Genomic DNA, 17302 nt, shown 5'->3' on the forward strand with positions numbered 1-17302 from the left:
TCCCAGCACACCCGGACCCGCCTATTGGCGGTAACGCTACAAATCCCCTCGATCACACTGCGGCATCACGGGCAGAGGCTCGCGTAACGCACTCTAATGACCGCGGGGGACCGTCCATAGCAAGGTGTTGGAGACGAACCGTCCCCTCGAAGGAGACCTCTCTGTGCGGATCCACCGCCTCCACCAGGCTCTCACCTGCAAGGCCGCCCTGGTCCTGGCGCTCTCCACAACGCTCACCACGATCACGTTCGGCACGGCCGCCGACGCGGGCGTGCGCACCACCGCGAGGGAACCCATCTGCATCCTCTTGGAGGAGGACGGCGGGCAGCGGGTCGGCCAGCGGTGTGCCAGAAACCTGGGCGGCGTGACGTTGCACCGGGTGCACGCGAAGTTCTGCAGCTCCGGCTTCAACTGCGATTGGTACACCGGTAACTGGGCCCCGACGCCGAACGGCATCTCGTACGTCTCCGCCATCGGCAAGTACTGGACGGGCGAGAGCTGGGGCGAGTACTACTCGTAGGCACCTGACGCGTGGCTATGAATGTGGATCCGAGAGCCATATGTTGGTCGGTTTGAGAGCCACTCGCTGATCAACTGCCTTGGAGTGTCGGTCAAAACGAGAGCCATGACCGTGGGTCTGGAGCATGGCTCTGGTGACGCTGTGTGAGGGCCCCGGTAGTAATGCGGAAAATCCACTGGATTATGCCCCTGAACTGCTCTGATGCGAGGGCGCCGCAGGACTGGTGTTAAAAGTATCCCTTGAGCTCATTGGGTCTCTTCGGCCTCTATAGCCGCAGGACCTGGGCTTATGTGCTGGCGCTCCGACTTCTCTAGGTATGAGCCTTCAGGGATTCTGAAGGTCTACGGGGGTCCTAGTGCTCTTGACTCTGTATGAAATCCAATACATAGTGGATGATGTCTCATACAAAGGAGAGTCTGATGACCAACCCCCACCTGTCTTACGAGCAGATCACCACCCGCGGCGGCTCCGAGATCCACCTGCGGCTCGGCGTCGCTGAGACCGAGCTGCTCGGCGAGGCCGCGCTGCACCTGGCCGCCGGCCTGGACACCGCTCTGCGCGCCATGGCCGAGCTGCGCGCGGGTGCCTGGGACCACACTGTCCCCGGCCCGCACGATGATGGACGGCCCCGCGCCCGCCAGCGTCAGCGCATGTCGGAGACCGTGCACGCCCTGGCCCGCGACCTCATCCCGCGCCTGGAGGCGATCCAGGCCGCCACGCTGCGCCGCTGGAAAGCAGAGGGAGCCAGCTACGCCGAGATCGCCTCAGCGATGGGCCTGAGCAACGCGGCAGGGGCGCCGAACCGGGCCACCGCTCAGTCCCGGCTGCGCGCTCTGGAGGACGCTGGGCCGTCCCCGCTGGAACGCTGGGCGTGCGGGCCGATCACGCACGCCCGCGACGTGTGCGACCACACCTCCATCGGCGTCATCGTCACCGACGAGCACGGCCGGTATCTGCTGATCCAACGGGCCGAGTACCCGCACGCCTGGGCTCCGACGGCTGGGCATGTCGACGACCACGGTAACCCGGGGGAGCGCGCCCGCGAGGCGGTCGCCGAGGAGACCGGCCTGACCGTCGGCCAACTGGAGCATGTGACCGGCGGGTGGCGGCCCAACCGGTGCTGCCGCCTCGTCCGCCAGGGACGCACGCCCGGCCACTACTGGACCATCTACCGCGCCATCGTTACCGGCGAGCCGGCCCCGTCCGCCGACAAGACGCGCGTCGCCCGCTGGGTGACTGGCGCCGAGCTTCAGGCGCTGGCCGACCGGACCGCCGCCTACGCTCGCGGCAAGGTCACCGAGACCGAGTGGGCTGCCTCCCCCGGCTTGGAGGACGTGTGGAGGTGGTGGCTGCGCCGGGTCGGCATCCTCGACACCGCGGACGTGGCCAGATGACCGCCCGGCCGCGCTCCTGATCACCCGCGCCCCTGCTGTCGGCGTACAGCTTGGCGTGCGGGCGGCCATTATCTGGATCAACCAAGCACGCTCGCCATCCTGGTCGGCAGGTCGGTCGCCGGCGTCTTCGGCGGCGGTTGGAGGGGGTGGTTCCCGGTCTTCCTCAGCCGCTTTGCGCGCCTCCAGCGCGACCGCGTCGGCGGTGAGGGGCTCCGGCCCGCAGAGCCGCGGCCAGGCCGGTGACCAGGTGCTCGGTCGGTAGGTGGCGGGCCAGCAGCAGCACTTCGATCAGCGCGCGCGTTCCGTCGCGGTCGCCGTGGGCCTTGCAGGCCGCCGCCCACCACGCGTCGTGAACAGGGGTGAACTTGCCTGCGGCTTTGGCCTGTTCCAGCGCGGTCGCGCCCGGGAGCGCGCCGGGTTTACGGATCAAGACCTCCAGGTAGTGATCCAGCTCCAGGCGGCGGCCCGCCTTGGGCGAATAGCCGCTCATGCCGTGCGACGATCTGCTGTCTGTCATAGACGATCAGAGCCGAGGCGTGCAGCATCACCCACAGCTGTCGGCCGATGAGCCGAGCCGGAACCGAATACCGGTTCGTGCGGACAGTGATCTGGTTGTAGCGATCAACCCGAACCGGCAACAGCAGGCCGGTCTCGAACGCCTCCAGCGGAACCGGTCGCAGCGGCGGCTGCTCGATCGCCAAGTACTCGCCGACCGTCCTGGCCCGCGCCTCCATCAAAGCCGGGGCGGTTCACCTTGCCCTTGCCGGTCCGGCATGCGGGTGACGTAGCGATGTGCCGCTAAACGAGGTCAGAGGTGCAAGACCGACCGGACGGCCTGCCAACAGGAGGCGCCGGCGGCGGTCAGCAGTCCTGGCTGAGTGTCAGTGGGGCGGTAGGTCGTGTGGTCGAAGTGACGGACAACACCTCCGGCCTCGGTGAGCAAGAAGGCACCGGGGGCATGGTCCCAGGGGAGGATGCGCCGGAACGCGACGAAGTCGAGTTCCCCGTCGACCAGGCGGGGGTAGTCGACGCCTGAGCATTGCGCCCCGGGCTCCAGCGCGGCGAATCGGGACGCCACGCCCTCGACGCGGGTCCTGGCGGCGGGTGTCAGAAATCTGGTGAGGACGGCACCGCGCAGCCTGGCGGGGTCGTCCGATGCCGGGGCTCGGCTCACCCGGACGCCGTCGCGCCAGGCGCCGGCGCCGTGTTCGGCGACATAAGCGCGGTCGCAGACAGGGCGGACGATCCACGAAGCCACGGTGTGTCCGTTTCGGACCAGTGCCGCCATAACGGCATAGTCGGGGCTGCCCGCAACGAAGTTGGCGGTTCCGTCCAGCGGATCGACCAGCCAGACGGTGGCGGCCGCAGAAAGTGCGTCGATGAGCCGGGGGTTGGCCGCCACTGCTTCCTCACCGACGACGGGGGCGTCGAGCACGCCACGGAGCCGGCGTGTGATCAGATCCTCGGCTTCGCGGTCGGCAGTGGTGACCACCTCGCCGGGCGACTTCTCCATCACGTCGCCGAGTGCCAGCGCTCTGTATCGAGGCAGAATGATGGCTTGCGCGGTTTCACGTAGGATCTCGGTCACTTTGTCGACCTGCATGATCACCATCGTAGGCCACTGTCCGTTGCCGGCCGCGGCTGGATCCAGTCTCGTCATGGCCTGCGGGAAGCGATGTGCGGGCCGATCGGCGTACCCAGCCGTGCCACAGTCGGTCCGCCACAGCGATGATCGACCTGTCCGTTCAGCCGAGTCCGCCACTGCTTCGACCGTGGCCCCGTTCGACCACCCATGCAGCGATCTGAACGCGGGACCTGAAGTCGAGCTTGGCCAGAATGTGCTCGATGTGGCCCTCCGCCGTGCGCGTCGACGAGCAGCATCTGCCTGTCGCCGATCCGCTCGGCCACCACCTCCAGGGGCGGCCGGTCCGGCTGGTCGCTGATCCCGAGGAGCTGCTCCACCGTATGCACCAGCAGCTCGGCATCGCCCAGCGCGGACAGGTCGACCAGCCACACCTCGTCGCGAAACGCCCGTCTCAGGTCCGCGGCCAGCCTCAGGCCAGCGGTGTCTCGCCCCCCGCCGACGCCGGTCAGCGTCACCACCCGGGCGTGTGGGAGCAGTCGTTTGACGTCCGTCAGCTCGCGACGTCTGCCGACGAAACTCGTGAACGTCGCCGGCAGGTTGTCCAGCGGACGCCTCGTTGTCGGAACCATGTCAGAGCCACGCAAAGAACGGTGGATCCCGCCTGTCAAACTGCTGTTGAGCTGCGCGATCGCCACGGCGGACATCTGAACGTGCTCCGCGACGTCGCTTTCCCTCAAGTCGTGAGGGGAAGGAAGGCGCGACGCTTGCGAAGCCGGTGCCAACGGTATGGACCTGTGAGATGTATTTGGTTTGGACCTGTTTGGGGGAGCCATTAGATAGCCAGGATGGAAAGGTGAACACAGGAACGACGATCCCCGGCACGCAGGGCGAGGCGGCGAGCGCGCCCGGCGGACGCGCGAACACCGCCATCGACCTGCTCGATCAGTGGATCAGAGGCGAGTTCGTCGACCTCAACACCAAGCTCGAAGAGGCGTACTTCTCCGCCCGGAGCGAGGTCCTGACCGACCGCCCAGACCTAGACGAACTCAAGCAGGCGATCGTGCGGGAGGGCTCCAAGCTGATCTCCCAGATCGCCGATGAGGGAAAGCTACCCGTGAGTCCGCAGGAGAGGTACGAACTCCTGGGCCTCGTGGGGTTCTACCTGGCGGCATGCCGCCGGCACGAGGCCGACCTGCCGGGAGGCGTGAACGCCGGGGCGCTGTCGCCCGCCTGGTCGCTCGCCGGCCTGCTCGGCGCCTCGCTCGGGGTCGCCCCCCGGTACGTTTTCGCGCACCAATCCCTCTTCAACCCGTCCGTCCGGGACATCTACCGGACCTTCACCGCGCTCGACGATGAGCGCGTCTTCATCACCGCCAACGGGCTTGCCGTGCTGGCCTACCAGCGCGCGGCCGCCGCGCTACGGCGGATACCCGCGATGGGCGTCTCGAGCCCGCTGGCAACGTACCTGTTCGAGGACGCCCGGGCGGCGCTCGACGACGTGTTGCGCTTCAACCGCACGCTCAGCGAGACGCTCAACGTGGACCGCTTCTTTTTCAACATCCGGCCCTATTTCAAGACATACCGCGTCGGCGACGCGGAGTACCGCGGCGCGAACGCCGGAGACTTCGCCGCCATCAATGAGATCGACCTGCTGCTCGGCGTATGCAGCGCGCGGGATCCCTTCTACCAGCACGTCCTGGCGGAGAAGTACGCTTACGTGCCGCCCGAGGACCAGAGCCGGCTGAGGTCGGCCGTGAGCGGCGGAACGCTGCTGGACTCCTTCCTGCGCGAAGCTGCCCTGGGCCCTCTCACGCCGCAATTCCGGCACAATACGGAACTCTTCCTGGCGATCTGCCGAGCCCACGGCGCCGCTTACACTTTCCACCACCACAAGCTCGTCAAGCCCTTTCTCGAAGCGCCGGCCGGGACCGAGCCGCAGGGCCAGGCGAGGGGCATCACCGCGAGCGGGCCTCCTCTGGAGGCCGTGATCAGCGGGCTGGCACGCCTGAGCGATCTTCGCGCGGCCCGTGACCGGTCCGGACTGAGCACCGCACGGGCCTCGCTGAACCGGCTCGGAAACCTGCTGGCGCACGATGGAGGAGCCAACGGTGGGTCTGAGCAGTGAGTCCTTCCGTTGCCGGTTCCCGGTGCTGGAGCGGACGGTCTATCTCGCTTCCTGCAGCCTTGGCGCGATGTCAGACGCGCTCACCGCGGCCCTGACCGAGTTTCAGTCCACCATGTTCGAGCACGGCAGCCCCTGGGAACGGTGGACCTCCCGCGTCGATGAAGCGCGCAGGCACTTTGCAGCGCTGATCCAGGCGGATGTCGACGACGTCGCGGTGGTCTCCAGCGCTTCGGAGGGCGCCTATCAGGTCGCCTCGGGCTTCCGGTGGAAACGTGCGGAAGCGGTCGTGACGACCGAACTGGAGTTCCCGTCGATCGCGCACGTATGGCTCGCACAACGCGCCAACGGCGCGACCGTCCGATACGCGGAGACCGAAGGCGGATTCGCCACCGCCGAGGGTTACGAGAAGGCGATGGACGGCCCGGCCCGTCTCGTGTCCGTTCCCCTGGTCAGTTACCGTCATGGGCAGCGCCTGCCGGTCGAGCGGATCGCGGAGCTCGCGCGCGATCGTGGGGCGCAGGTCTTCGTGGACGCCTACCAGGGACTAGGCGTCGAGCCGGTCGACGTTCGCAAGCTCGGATGCGACTACCTGGTGTCCGGCACGCACAAATACCTGCTGGGGCTCCCCGGGCTGGCGTTCCTCTACGTGCGCCGAGGTGTGAACCGCGAGCTCGACCCGCAGCTCACGGGGTGGTTCGGGCGAGTGGACCCGTTCGCGTTCAACCCCCGGGAGCTCGACTTCCCGTCCACCGCCCGGCGATACGAGGTCGGTACCCCTCCGGTGGTCGCCGCCTACGGCGCGGTGGCGGGGCTGAAGCTGCTGGCCACCCTCGACGCCGGAGTCGTGCGCGCCCACGTGCGCGGGCTGACCAGCCACCTACGGGCGGGGCTGGCCGGGATCGGTGAGAGGCTCGCCTCACCAGCATCCGAGGACGACTGCGGACCGATGGTGGCCGTCCACGATCCGGCACCGGACCGCCTGGCCCGGTTCTTGGCCGCGCGCAAGATCGTCACCAGCCCACGGTCGGGCCTGCTGCGGATAGCAGTCCATTACTACAACAATGATGCCGATGTGGAGGCTGTCGTCGAGGCGATCCACGAGTACCGGTCCGGTCGGTAGCCAAGGGCGGCGGCGCGTTTCCGGCTGGCGTCCTTGGGCGACCGTCCACGGTGACCTGCTGGTGGTGTGCGGCCTGAACGACGTGTGGGCGGTCGACGCGGTGACGCTGCGGGAGCAGAGGAGCCGATGACCTGGAGACGCTGACCTGCGACGAGGCCAAGGAGCGTGGCTTTACTCCTACCTCGTCTGCCAGTGTGACGAGGACTCCGCGGAGCTCTGACTGTCTAACGGCCCAGGTCCGCTAGGGCGCTCATCAGCTCCACGGCCTCTGCGTTTGAGAGCCCGTTGTCCAGGCACAGGGATCGCCAGGTCCAGAAGGAGATAGCATGCCCGATCACGGCGCGGATCCGCTGGTTTGCGGGGAATGGTTCCGCTAGCAGAGTGTGGAACAGCTCTTGGCGATCTTCCAGGGTTCGTCGGTGGGTATCGGGTAGCACCGCCATATCCCCGTAGACGTGGGTGAGCATCTCCCGACCGTCGCGATAGAACTGGTACAGGTCGGTGAGGCCCACCCGCAGGCGCTCGGCGGGGTCGGCCACCTGTGCCCAGGCGATCGGGTTCGGGGGGACCTGCCGGGACAGCCAGTGCGCCGAGCAGGCCGCGAAGATCGCTTCCTCGTCCGGAAAGTGCCGGTAGACGGTGAGCCTGGTGACGCCAGCCACCGCCGCGATCCCGGCCACGGTCGTCGCCGCCGGGCCCACGGTGCCGTGCAGGTGGACCGCCGCTTCGACGATCCGCTCCCGGGTCTGCGCGACCTGGTCGGCCCTCTTGCGCATCTCGTACGACCTGGATTTGGTGGTACGTGGCTGTTCACTCAACTCTTGACGGCCAGCCTTCCATCTCGAACAATTTCAGAGTACAGAACTGTACACCCAAATATTAAGGGAGAGAGTCGCCATGAGTGACGTCATGCCCCCACCGCTGACGATCGTGCAGCCAGGCCAGGGCCGCGAGGGGAACCTCGGGTCGATCGGGGTGGTCTTCAAGCTCTGGGGTCAGGACACCGGGGGAGCGGTGTCGATCGTGGAGCACCCGTTCCCGGTCGGCGCGCTGGTCCCGCCGCACCTGCACACCCGCGAGGACGAGTACTCGATCGTGACCGAGGGGGAGATCGGCTTCCGCTCCGGTGACCGCGAGGTCGTGCTCGGCCCCGGCGGATACATCACCAAGCCACGCGGCGAGCTGCACGCGATGTGGAACGCGGGCAAGGTGCCCGCGCGGATGATCGAGGTGATCAGCCCGGCGGGCTTCGAAGGCTTCTTCCGCGATATGGCCGACCTGGTGGCGGGCGGCCCGCCCCCAATGGACAAGATGGCCGCACTCGCAGCCGACTACGGCCTGCAGTTCGGCAACGCCGAGTGGCTGCCGGACATCATCGCCCGGTACGGGCTGAACCCGCCATCGGGCGCCCAGTAGCCACGCCGCTACCGGGTGTGGCGTCAGCGCTATGGCGTAGCCGGCGGCTCGGCGTAACCAGCCCCGGCCCGCCGCCCGGCACTGCCAATGCAGGGACTGTAAGAACGGCTTTGGCACGGATCCGGTGGTGACTCTACGAGAGCAGGATTCTCTGTCGGAGTAGGGGGAAGCCTGCTCGGCCGTACATACCTTGGTGTTGGCGCCTTCCATGGGGCCATTGCTGTAGGGCAGGGTGAGCCCGGCGACCACGGCCGGGAGGTCTTTGATGAGTCCGTGGACGAAGGTGTGCGGGGCGGGCAGGTCGTCGTTGCGGACGCGGGTGATCCAGGCGTCGAGGTTGTGGCCTTTCCGCTGGGTGAGGATGGTCGCGAATTCCCGGACCCGACCGGCTAAAGCCGTCAGCTGTGGGCAGCCGCTTGTCAGATCGTCCAGATGGTTGCGGTGGTGGGCGGCCAGATTGCCTGTCCGGTGCCAAAACCGCGCTCGTATCGCTGGCCTGCAGTTTCGCGCGGCGTCAAGCGGCTCTGCGATACTCGTGGATCAGGCCGCAGACGGCGCCTCGTCCCACCCGCACAAGTCCAGCCGCTCTTGCGCTCCAGCCCTACCAGCAGGCCTCGCATGTAGGCCATGACTAGCTCGCGTGGTTCAGAGCATGCGAACTGTCCCGCGATCCGCTGATGCAGCTCCGCCAGTCCTGTCGACCATGCCTCAAGATCCACCGCTGCCACGAGATACAAATGATCACTTAAAGGGGTCGGACTGCGCAAGTGCCGTTGCAGTACTAAAGGCCGCGCATCTGTGCAAGGCCATCGCGGTCCTACAGAACCACGAGCTCACCCGAGGATGAAAAGGCTCTACGAGCCATCTCGAGTCGATTGCGGCGCAACCATCGCAGCTTGGCAACGCTATTGTCGATATTGTTTACAGTAAGCCTTTGTCATGCCGGTGAGTCCAACCGCGCCGATAAATTTTCTTCGCTAAGTCCAGTCGCGAACTTCCGACAGTATGTATATCGCTGTTACTCAGAGCTACCGAATCGGGCCAACTATGCAACCATTACAAGTTTCTGCTTGTCGCCAAACCGGACTACTATAATAGTGATATCTCGTATTCGCGCGTCAGAGGCAGACGGTCCGGGCCTGGTGGCCTGGCGTGTGCCATCATGGAGGTGCCTGGTGGCTAGATTCAATGATTTGTTGGCCGCCTACCCCTGGTTGCGTCACTTAGATGACGACGTGCTCTGGCGACTCGACGTGGCCGAGTTGGCCAACCCCCATCCTGCTGCCCTCGCGCTTGGGCCGACTGTGGTGGCATACCGGCGAGGCGCACGTCCGCGCCCGGGACGCATCTCGCTGTGTGCAGTCGTGCCTGCGGCACCAATCGATTCGGCACGGGCCGCAGAGCTTGCCTACGCTGAGCGCGTGTATCCCGAAATCCTATTGGTCCAATATGCGCCCGGTTAGGGACCTTGGAATGCATTGGAGATGGGTGTAGCTCTTTTGAAGGGACGGGCCTGATTACGCGGCGAGGTCATATTTGCGCTGGTAGCGGGTTTGGTGCACGCGTTGATGCTCGCGTGCGAGGTGATAGGTCCAGTAGGCGGAGAAGTCGCCGTTGCTACCAGGGCGCGCAGTTTCAAGACGGCCTCTGCTCCGTGCAGGCTCCAGCGGGCTCCGGTGATGTCCAGGCGGTCGCCGATCAGGTGACGGCAAGCGCCCTCGATGACGCCGGTGGCGATCGGCCGGCCGCAGGTCAATGTCGTGTCGTAGGCGAGGTAGGGCTGCTTGGCGGTCAGGTAGCCGATGGCCGTGTCGATGCCCTTGCGGCGTTCGGGGTCGAGCCCTGCTTCGGCGGCTTGCCGGTCGAGGTCGCCGATCACCTCGTCGGCGCGGCCGTGGAGGATCTTGTGCAGGTGGGCGCCGACCCAGGCTTCGGCGCGGATGAGGTCGAGTTGATGCGGGGCGCCGTCGACCAGCGCGATCCAGGGGCGGCGGTGGCCGGGATCACGCTGTTCGGCCTGGTCGAAGACAGTGGCGATGACCTGCTCGCTGCTGTGATCGATGGATCCGGTCAGCCATTTGGCGATGGCCTGTGGGCCCCTGCGCCGCGGGGTGGTGGCATCGTGATCGTCATTCGTCCGGTCGTGCCTGTGCCCGGCGTCGCTGCCGGTGCCAGGCAGGGTGATCACATCGTGCGAGGTGCGGATAACCGGGACGGCGTCGTAGACGCCGCCCAGCGTGGCCATCCTCTTGCGCCCCTGTTTCTCGCCGCTGGCCAGCCTGGTCTGGTAGGTGGGTGCGCCCTTGGCCGCGGCGGCCTTGCGGGCCGCCGTCACGCGAAGGCCGGCGGCGCGCCGGAGAACCCCAGCTCAGACCATGCGCGCGAGTTTTGACGCGCTACACGCGTACGAGGCTCATTTCAACCAGCACCGTCCGCACCGGTCCCTGGGGCAGGCTGCTCCGTTGCGAGCCTTGCCCGCCTCGGTCGGAGCCGATATCGAGGTCATCCGCCGCGATCGTCTCGATGGGCTGATCCACGAGTATGCGCAGGTCGCGTAGTGTGGCCGAGTTTCTGGCACCCACACGCTACAGCAGGTGTTTGCGGACTTTGCCGACCGAGGTGCGGGGGAGGGCGTCGATGAACTCGACGAAGGTGGGAACCTTGAAGGAGGCCAGGCGGTCGGCGCAGAACGCGATGATCTCACCGGCGTCCGCCGAAGCGCCGGACCGCAGGACGACGAACACCTTGATGGCCTCGTCGCGTACCGGGTCGGGCACGCCGACCGCCGCTGACTCGAACACCAGGGGATGCTCGTTGACGACGCGTTCCACCTCGGCGGCGGCCACGTTCTCGCCCGAGCGTTTGATCATGTCCTTGGCCCGGTCGTGGAAGGCGAGCAGGGCGCCGGGTTCGAGCGTGACCATGTCACCGGTGCGCAGCAGGCCGCCATCCATGGCCGACCGGGTGGCGGCGGGGTCGTCGAGGTAGCCGGACATCAGCGTGACGCCGGGCCGGCCCGGGACCCGCAACTCGCCGGCCACGACTCTCACGCCTCCGGGCAGCGAGGGGCGGCCGATCGTCATGTTGTCGCGCCGGCCGTACAGCGGGTTCATCAGCGGCGGCGCGATGGTCTCCGTCATGCCGTAGATCTGCAGGAGCGGGCAGCCGAAGCGCTGTTCGAAGGCGCTCAGCTGCGCGGGGGTCAGGTTCTGCGCGAACAGCGTCGCGCGCAGGCGGGTGGCGGCGTCCTCGTCGCCGGGCGGCTGGGCCAGGATCATCCGCAGGGGCGCGGCGAAGAGGCTGGCCAGCGTCGCCCCGTGGTGGCGGGCCTGTTCGGCCCAGCGTGATGCGGAAAAGCGCGGCATCACCGCCACGGAGGCGCCGGTGACCAGCGCCGACATCACGCAGTAGTACTGCGCGTTGGCGTGGAACAGCGGCAGCGTCACCAGCCAGCGATCCTCGGGGCGCATCCGCAGGTGACGGGCGACGACCTCGCCGGCGACCAGGTAGTTGGCGTGGGTGACGACGACGCCTTTGGGCCTGCTGGTGGTCCCGGAGGTGTACAGGACGGCGAGCGGGTCGAGCGGGGAGGGCGCCGGGCCGGGCGGGACTGCCGTGGGGTCGCCGAGGCCGGTGATCAGGTCCACTTCCGGGGGTACGGCGGAGCCGGGCGGGCCCACGGCCACCCGGCAGCCCGCGTGCCCGACGGCGTACCGCAGCTCGTCCGCGCCGGCCTGCGGGCCGATGGGCACGACGACGGCGCCGAGCAGGGCCGCGCCGAACCAGCAGGCGAAGTAATCGGGAACGTTGCCCAGCACCAGCGCCACGCGCTCGCCACGTCCTACACCGGCGGCGGCGAGGGCGGCGGCGCCGCTGCGCGCCAAGTCCAGGGTGTCGGCGTAGCTGTAGGCGGCCTCCTCGAACAGCAGGAACGGCGCGTGCGGCGTGGCCGCGGCCCGCTCGGTCAGCAGCGAGGCCACGCTCTGCCGACCTGTCGGCAGTAACTCGTGCCCGCTCACCGCTCACCGCCCAGCGCGTGCCTGCGGACCTTGCCCGTGGGCGAGCGCGGCAGGTCGGCGACCATGTGCAGGTCCTTGGGCACCTTGTACGGTGACAGCCGTACCCTGCAGTGGTCGAGCAGTTCCTCGGCGGTGACGTCGTCGCCGGGGCGGACGGCGACGTAGGCCACCACGTGCTGCCCGCCGTCGTCGTCGGCCGCGCCGGTCACGGCGGCCTCCAGCACGGACGGATGCTCGGCGAGGACCCGCTCGACCTCTCCCGCGGAGACGTTCTCTGTGTCGGGTTTGAGGATGTCGGCCTGCCGGTCCACGAAGGACACGTAGCCGTCGGGCTCGAGGCGTACCTGGTCGCCGGTGTGCAGCCAGCCGTCGTCGATGACGCGGGAGGTGAGCTGGGGCGCGTTGTAGTAGCCGGCCATGAGGGTCACCCCCGGCGTGCCGCCAACGAGGAGTTCGCCGGGGGCATCCGGGGGACCTGCCACGCGCAACGGGTAGCCGAGCACCGGCAGGCCGAGCGTGTCGTTGCGCTGCCGGCCGTACAGCGGGTTCATCAGGACGGGGCTAACGGTCTCGGTCATGCCGTAGATCTGCAGCAGCGGCAGGCCGAACCGCGTCTCGAAGGCGCTCAGCTGCGCGGGGGTCAGCGGCTGGCCGAACAGCGCAGCCCTGATCGTGTGGTCGCGGTCGGCCGGACGAGCGGGGGAGGCCAGCAGCCGCCGGATGCCGGAGGCGAAGAAGCTGGTCACGGTGACGCCGTGGCCGCGTGCCAGCTCCACCCAGCCGGCCGGGTCCAGGCCGTCGCAGACGACCATGGAGGCGCCGGTGACCAGGGCGGACATGGCGGAGTAGAACAGCGCGTTGCCGTGCGAGAGCGGCAGGGTGACCAGCCATCGGTCGTCGGGGCGCAGGCGTAGGTGTCCGGCGACGACCTCGCCGGCGATGAGCAGGTTTGCGTGGGTGATCACGACGCCCTTCGGCCAGCCCGTCGTGCCCGAGGTGTAGAGGATCGCCACCGGGTCGAGCGAGTCGGGAGGCGGCCATCCGGCGGCGGTCCGGTGCTGGCCCAGCGTGGCCAGTTCGCCCGGGCCGCGGATGTCGCGCAAGTCGGGGCACAGGTCGCGGGCCTCCTCGACGGCGGGCCGGCCGAGCAGGGAGCTGACCGACACGACGCATCCGCTGTGCGACAGCACGTAGGCCAGCTCGTCGCTGCTGGACTCGGGGCTGGTCGGCACGGCCACGGCGCCGATCTCGGCGACGGCGAGCAGGTGCGTCAGGAAGGCGGCGCTGTTGGGCAGGTGGAGGTGGACCCGGTCGCCGCGCCCGACGCCGAGCGCGATCAGGCCCGAGGCGATGGCGGTCGCCTCTTCCAGCGCCGCGGCGTAGCCGAGTTCGGCGCCGTCCGGCTCGCGCACGAACGGCGCGGCCGGCGTGCCGGCTGCGACGTGCCGCAGGTAGCCGGGCACGGTCAGCCCTGAGGCGGGGGACAGGTTGATCTCAGCCATCTTCGACCTCCAGCAGCCCGGCGTCGATTAGCTCTTCGGTGACGGCGACCGTATGGGTAAAGGCCGACGTCATGGCGGCCCGCGCGGCGGCGACGTCGTCGCCGCGGCAGGCGGCGACCAGGTCGCGGTGATCGGCGGCGAACGGCGCGCGGTCGGCGTGCTTCAGGCAGGCCACCCGGTAGCGGCCGGAGTTCTCGACGAGGGTCCGGACGAACCTGATCATCCACTCCGACCCGCAGGCGGACACCAGCGTCAGGTGCAGGTGCGCGAAGGCACGCTCGGCCTGCGGCGGCGACGTCCCCGGCGCCCAGGCGGCGGCGAAGGCGGCGGCCGCCTCCTCCACCGCCTCCAGCCAGGCCGCGTCGCGGTTGGCCAGCGCCAGTTCCAGCGCGTACGGCCCCAGGACGGTGAGCAGCTGGTGCAGTTCCCTGCAGGCCTGCAGCGACAGCGGCGCGACCCTGGCGCCGCGTTGCGGCGAGACGTCGACCAGGCCCTCGCCGGCGAGCCTGGCCAGCGCCTCGCGCAACGGGCTCGGGCTGACCGAGAACCGCTCGGTCAGGGCCGCGGTCAGCAGCCGCTCTCCCGGCTTGAGCTCGCCGGACAGAATGGCCTCGCGCAGCTGCCTGTCGACCCATTCCGAGCGGGTCATCGGTGGGCGGCCGGTGGTCAGGTCAGCCATGGGTGGCCGGTTCCCGGTGGCGAGCCCGGGCCTCCTCCCACAGGTCCATGCCGTGGATCGGGACGATCTCCTCGTCCAGGATGGTCACGCCCGCGTAGACGAGGTCGTCGGGCGCGCGCCTGCCGCGCATGGGCAGTTCCTCGGGCACGTCCCTGTGCATGTCCTCGACGACGAACTCGCGGCCCGCCTCGACGATCGTCTGCCGGTGCAGGATCCGCCACTGTCCCTCGCGTCGTTCGAAGACGTCGATGTAACGGCCTTCGAGCTGCTGGTCGACGTGGCGGCCGGCATCCAGCGGGATGTGGTGCATGACGTAGAACTGGCTCTCCACGAAGGCACGCTCGCCGTCCAGGTCGATGACCGGGTTGGTGATCGAGTGCTGGGAGTTGTCGATCTGGGCCAGCAGGGGGATCACGTAGTCGGCGAAAGCGTGGGCGTTGCCGTTGTAGAACCAGTGCACGTCCGTGGCGTCCGGCCAGTAGCAGGACTTGAACAGCTCCAGCTCGCAGCGGTCGGCGCCCCTGGCGTAGCGGTGGAGCACGTCGCGGATCGCCTCGCGGTCCTCCAGTACGGCCAGCCTGCGCAGAATCTCCACGGTCGTCATGGCGTCCCTCCCAGAACAGTCGATGTGGTGAACGGCGGGCGGCCCTTGGCGGCGAAGGCGACCCACGCGTCGTGGACCTCGCCGGAGCCGAAGACGTGCCGGAGTTCGGCGCCGTGCACGGGGTCCGGCCCGTCGAACAGATAGGTGAAGACCTCGGCGTGCGGCGCGTGCGCCTCGGCCACGGCCAGGGTCGGCCGCCGGAAGCCCGCCTCGGTCGTCAGCTCGACCGCGAGCTCGAAGGCCGAGCGCCCCTGCGGCTCCGGGGCCGGGCGCCCCAGCTCGGCGGTGACCGCGTCCAGCACCAGCGCGCCGACCTCGGGGGGCGGCATCCTGCTGCCGACCGCGTGGGCCATCATGAGCAGCGTCTCCTGCCGGGTGGTGCCGGCCAGTAGCGGCACGTCCCGCGCGGCGCCGGCCGCCAGAGCGGCCAGCGGTTCCTGCGGCAGCAGCTCGTCCCCCCACACCGGGACGAAGGCCATGCCCGCCGCGGCGGCCTCGCCGTATCGCTCGAGATCCCTGCCCTGGAAGGCGTCGTCGCACAGGACGCGCTGCGCCTCCAGCAGCCGGGCGCGCGGCACCGCAGCCAGCGCGGTGAGGTCCTCGCGCGGGATGGCGAGCGCGTCGGCGAGATGGTGGCCGATCCGGGCCGCGGTCGCGAGGGGTACGGCCAGCGGTGCCGTGGCCGATTGCACGATCGCACCGGCCACCATGCCCTGGGCCAGTGGCGAGGCCAGCAGGCAGGCGACCGCCATCGCGCCGGCCGAATGCCCGGCCAGTGTGATGCGTCCCGGGTCGCCGCCGAACAGGTGGATGTTCTCGCGTACCCAGGTCAGCGCCGCGAGTTGGTCGCGCAGCCCGAGGTTGGCCGCCGGGCCCACGGTCGCATAGCCGTCCACGCCCAGCCGGTGGGTGACGCTCACCTCGATCACGCCGTCGCGGGCGAAGGCGCCGCTCTGGTAGAGCGGCTCGCCGCCCGAGCCGAGGACGAACCCGCCGCCGTGCAGCCAGACCAGCACGGGCAGCCGGGCCGAGCCCAGGTCGGGGGTGCGAATCGTCAGGGTCAGGCAGGCTTCGTCCTGCGGCAGGACGGTGCCGAAGACCTCGCCGACCGCGCCGTAGCAGGAAACCTGCGGGGCCGCGGGACCGGGTGCGGTCGCCGGGCGCTCGCCGTCCCACGACGGCGGTGGCGCGGGCGGCCGAAAGCGTAGGGGCCCGACGGGGTCGGCCGCGTACGGCACGCCGCCGAAGAAGTAGATGCCCTGCTCGGCGACGCCGCGCAGGGTGCCTTGCGGCACGTGGGCCAGTGTCATGCGAGGACTCTATATTTTCGAAAATCGATCCGGCAAGCCTTGCGGTCAGATTTTAGAAAATATAGATTCTTGTCATGCGTTGGGCGACATATGCGTCTTCGGAGGGCGCGCGGACCGGCCTCGTACACGACGGCCGCATCCACGCGCTGCCACCGGGCGATAGCGTGCTGGGCCTGCTCGGCGACGACGGCGACAAGCTTCGAGAGGCCGCCGACCGGGCGCTGACCGCCCCCGCCGCCGTCGCACGGCTCGAGGAGGTCAGGCTGCTGGCGCCGATTCCCCGGCCGCCGTCGATCCGGGACTGCCTGTGCTTTCTCGACCACATGCGCAACTGCCTCAAGGCAGCCGGCGCCCCGGGCGGCCTGGGCCCGGTCTGGTACGAGATCCCCGCCTTCTACTTCGCCTGTCCCTCCAGCGTGCTCGGCGCGTACGATGACGTTCCGATCGCTCCGGGCAGCGCCTGGTTCGACTTCGAGCTCGAGGTGGCCGCCGTGATCGGGCGTCCAGGCCGTGATCTCACCCCGGACGAGGCACAGCGGAACATCGCCGGCTACATGCTCATGTGTGACTGGAGCGCCCGCGACCTGCAGATGTTGGAAGGCGAGCTGCGTATCGGCCAGGCCAAGGGCAAGGACAGCGCGACCACCCTCGGCCCGTTCCTGGTGACCCCCGACGAGTTCGAGCTCGCGGCGGAGTTCACCGTCTCGCTGAACGGCCGGCGCGTCGGCTCCGGCTCTCCGGCGGCCATGGACTGGTCCTTCGGCGAGGTCATCTCCTACGCCTCCCGAGGCGTCGAGCTGCAGCCGGGCGACGTGTTCGGCTCGGGCACGCTGCCCGGCTGCAGCCTGGTGGAGCACTTCGCCGGAGGAAGCTTCCCCGGCTGGCTCACCGACGGGGACGTGGTCACCCTGTCCGGCGGCCGCCTGGGTGAGACCCGGCAGACCATCCGGCGCGGTCCCGACCCACACCCGCTACCGCCGCGCCCCGGCCATCCGTCGCTCAGCGCATAACCGTCCACGCCCGATACC

General features: G+C 68.9%; 17 protein-coding genes and 1 pseudogene. 6 read left to right on the top strand and 12 right to left on the bottom strand.

The genetic code is table 11. The annotated features are described in order from the left end of the window. The first annotated feature begins 163 nt into the window (after positions 1 to 163). Positions 164 to 520, top strand: a complete 357-nt coding sequence (locus AB0B45_RS48140; RefSeq protein ID WP_358145195.1) for a hypothetical protein — start codon at positions 164 to 166, stop codon at positions 518 to 520. Between the two features lie 419 nt (positions 521 to 939). Next, positions 940 to 1914: an NUDIX domain-containing protein gene (locus AB0B45_RS48145; protein ID WP_358145197.1), complete on the top strand. Its 975-nt coding sequence runs from the start codon at positions 940 to 942 to the stop codon at positions 1912 to 1914. A gap of 163 nt (positions 1915 to 2077) precedes the next feature. On the opposite strand, the gene AB0B45_RS48150 is transcribed toward AB0B45_RS48145, so the two are convergent. The 4 genes from AB0B45_RS48150 to AB0B45_RS48165 form a co-directional block, all read right to left on the bottom strand. Continuing rightward, the gene (locus AB0B45_RS48150; RefSeq protein ID WP_358145199.1) at positions 2078 to 2404 is read right to left on the bottom strand and encodes a hypothetical protein; all 327 of its coding nucleotides are present in this window, start codon (positions 2402 to 2404) and stop codon (positions 2078 to 2080) included. Next, positions 2334 to 2651, bottom strand: coding sequence for a hypothetical protein (locus AB0B45_RS48155; protein ID WP_358145201.1), 318 nt, complete (start codon positions 2649 to 2651; stop codon positions 2334 to 2336). The genes AB0B45_RS48150 and AB0B45_RS48155 overlap by 71 nt, the downstream gene beginning before the upstream one ends. A 71-nt stretch (positions 2652 to 2722) precedes the next feature. Then, positions 2723 to 3526 (bottom strand): inositol monophosphatase, encoded by an 804-nt coding sequence (locus AB0B45_RS48160; RefSeq protein WP_358145203.1) that lies wholly within the window; start codon positions 3524 to 3526, stop codon positions 2723 to 2725. Between the two features lie 44 nt (positions 3527 to 3570). Next, positions 3571 to 4194, bottom strand: a complete 624-nt coding sequence (locus tag AB0B45_RS48165) for a hypothetical protein (protein ID WP_358145205.1) — start codon at positions 4192 to 4194, stop codon at positions 3571 to 3573. 104 nt (positions 4195 to 4298) lie between these two features. Here AB0B45_RS48165 and AB0B45_RS48170 point away from each other — a divergent pair, with 104 nt between their 5' ends. Then, entirely contained in the window at positions 4299 to 5624 is a 1326-nt protein-coding gene (locus AB0B45_RS48170; protein ID WP_358145208.1) for a monodechloroaminopyrrolnitrin synthase PrnB family protein, read from the top strand. Positions 5625 to 5646: 22 nt separating this feature from the next. Beyond that, positions 5647 to 6744 (top strand): aminotransferase class V-fold PLP-dependent enzyme, encoded by a 1098-nt coding sequence (locus AB0B45_RS48175; protein ID WP_358145210.1) that lies wholly within the window; start codon positions 5647 to 5649, stop codon positions 6742 to 6744. Positions 6745 to 6968: 224 nt separating this feature from the next. Here AB0B45_RS48175 and AB0B45_RS48180 read toward each other — a convergent pair whose 3' ends face one another. After that, the gene (locus AB0B45_RS48180; RefSeq protein WP_358145212.1) at positions 6969 to 7520 is read right to left on the bottom strand and encodes a TetR/AcrR family transcriptional regulator; all 552 of its coding nucleotides are present in this window, start codon (positions 7518 to 7520) and stop codon (positions 6969 to 6971) included. A 121-nt stretch (positions 7521 to 7641) separates the two neighbouring features. On the opposite strand from AB0B45_RS48180, the gene AB0B45_RS48185 reads away from it, so the two are divergent. After that, a complete protein-coding gene (locus tag AB0B45_RS48185) occupies positions 7642 to 8160 on the top strand; it encodes a cupin domain-containing protein (protein WP_358145214.1) in 519 nt (172 codons plus the stop codon). 569 nt (positions 8161 to 8729) lie between these two features. Here AB0B45_RS48185 and AB0B45_RS48190 read toward each other — a convergent pair. The 7 genes and pseudogenes from AB0B45_RS48190 to AB0B45_RS48220 form a co-directional block, all read right to left on the bottom strand. After that, positions 8730 to 8879: pseudogene (locus tag AB0B45_RS48190) on the bottom strand (IS701 family transposase); the annotation flags it as partial. A gap of 740 nt (positions 8880 to 9619) precedes the next feature. Further along, the gene (locus AB0B45_RS48195; RefSeq protein ID WP_358145216.1) at positions 9620 to 10495 is read right to left on the bottom strand and encodes a hypothetical protein; all 876 of its coding nucleotides are present in this window, start codon (positions 10493 to 10495) and stop codon (positions 9620 to 9622) included. Between the two features lie 250 nt (positions 10496 to 10745). Then, entirely contained in the window at positions 10746 to 12140 is a 1395-nt protein-coding gene (locus tag AB0B45_RS48200; protein ID WP_358145217.1) for an AMP-binding protein, read from the bottom strand. Positions 12141 to 12175: 35 nt separating this feature from the next. Further along, positions 12176 to 13681, bottom strand: coding sequence for an AMP-binding protein (locus AB0B45_RS48205; RefSeq protein ID WP_358145220.1), 1506 nt, complete (start codon positions 13679 to 13681; stop codon positions 12176 to 12178). Further along, the gene (locus AB0B45_RS48210; RefSeq protein WP_358145222.1) at positions 13674 to 14360 is read right to left on the bottom strand and encodes a GntR family transcriptional regulator; all 687 of its coding nucleotides are present in this window, start codon (positions 14358 to 14360) and stop codon (positions 13674 to 13676) included. Before AB0B45_RS48210 ends, AB0B45_RS48205 begins: the two co-directional genes overlap by 8 nt. Beyond that, a complete protein-coding gene (locus tag AB0B45_RS48215) occupies positions 14353 to 14964 on the bottom strand; it encodes a nuclear transport factor 2 family protein (protein WP_358145224.1) in 612 nt (203 codons plus the stop codon). The genes AB0B45_RS48210 and AB0B45_RS48215 overlap by 8 nt, the downstream gene beginning before the upstream one ends. Continuing rightward, entirely contained in the window at positions 14961 to 16274 is a 1314-nt protein-coding gene (locus AB0B45_RS48220) for a carboxylesterase family protein (RefSeq protein ID WP_358145226.1), read from the bottom strand. Before AB0B45_RS48220 ends, AB0B45_RS48215 begins: the two co-directional genes overlap by 4 nt. Before the next feature lie 74 nt (positions 16275 to 16348). Here AB0B45_RS48220 and AB0B45_RS48225 point away from each other — a divergent pair, with 74 nt between their 5' ends. After that, complete coding sequence (locus tag AB0B45_RS48225; RefSeq protein ID WP_358145228.1) at positions 16349 to 17284, top strand: fumarylacetoacetate hydrolase family protein; 936 nt, start codon at positions 16349 to 16351, stop codon at positions 17282 to 17284. The last annotated feature ends 18 nt before the right edge of the window (positions 17285 to 17302 follow it).

Origin of the sequence: Nonomuraea sp. NPDC049152 (assembly GCF_040648355.1) — a bacterium.
GTDB lineage: Bacteria > Actinomycetota > Actinomycetes > Streptosporangiales > Streptosporangiaceae > Nonomuraea.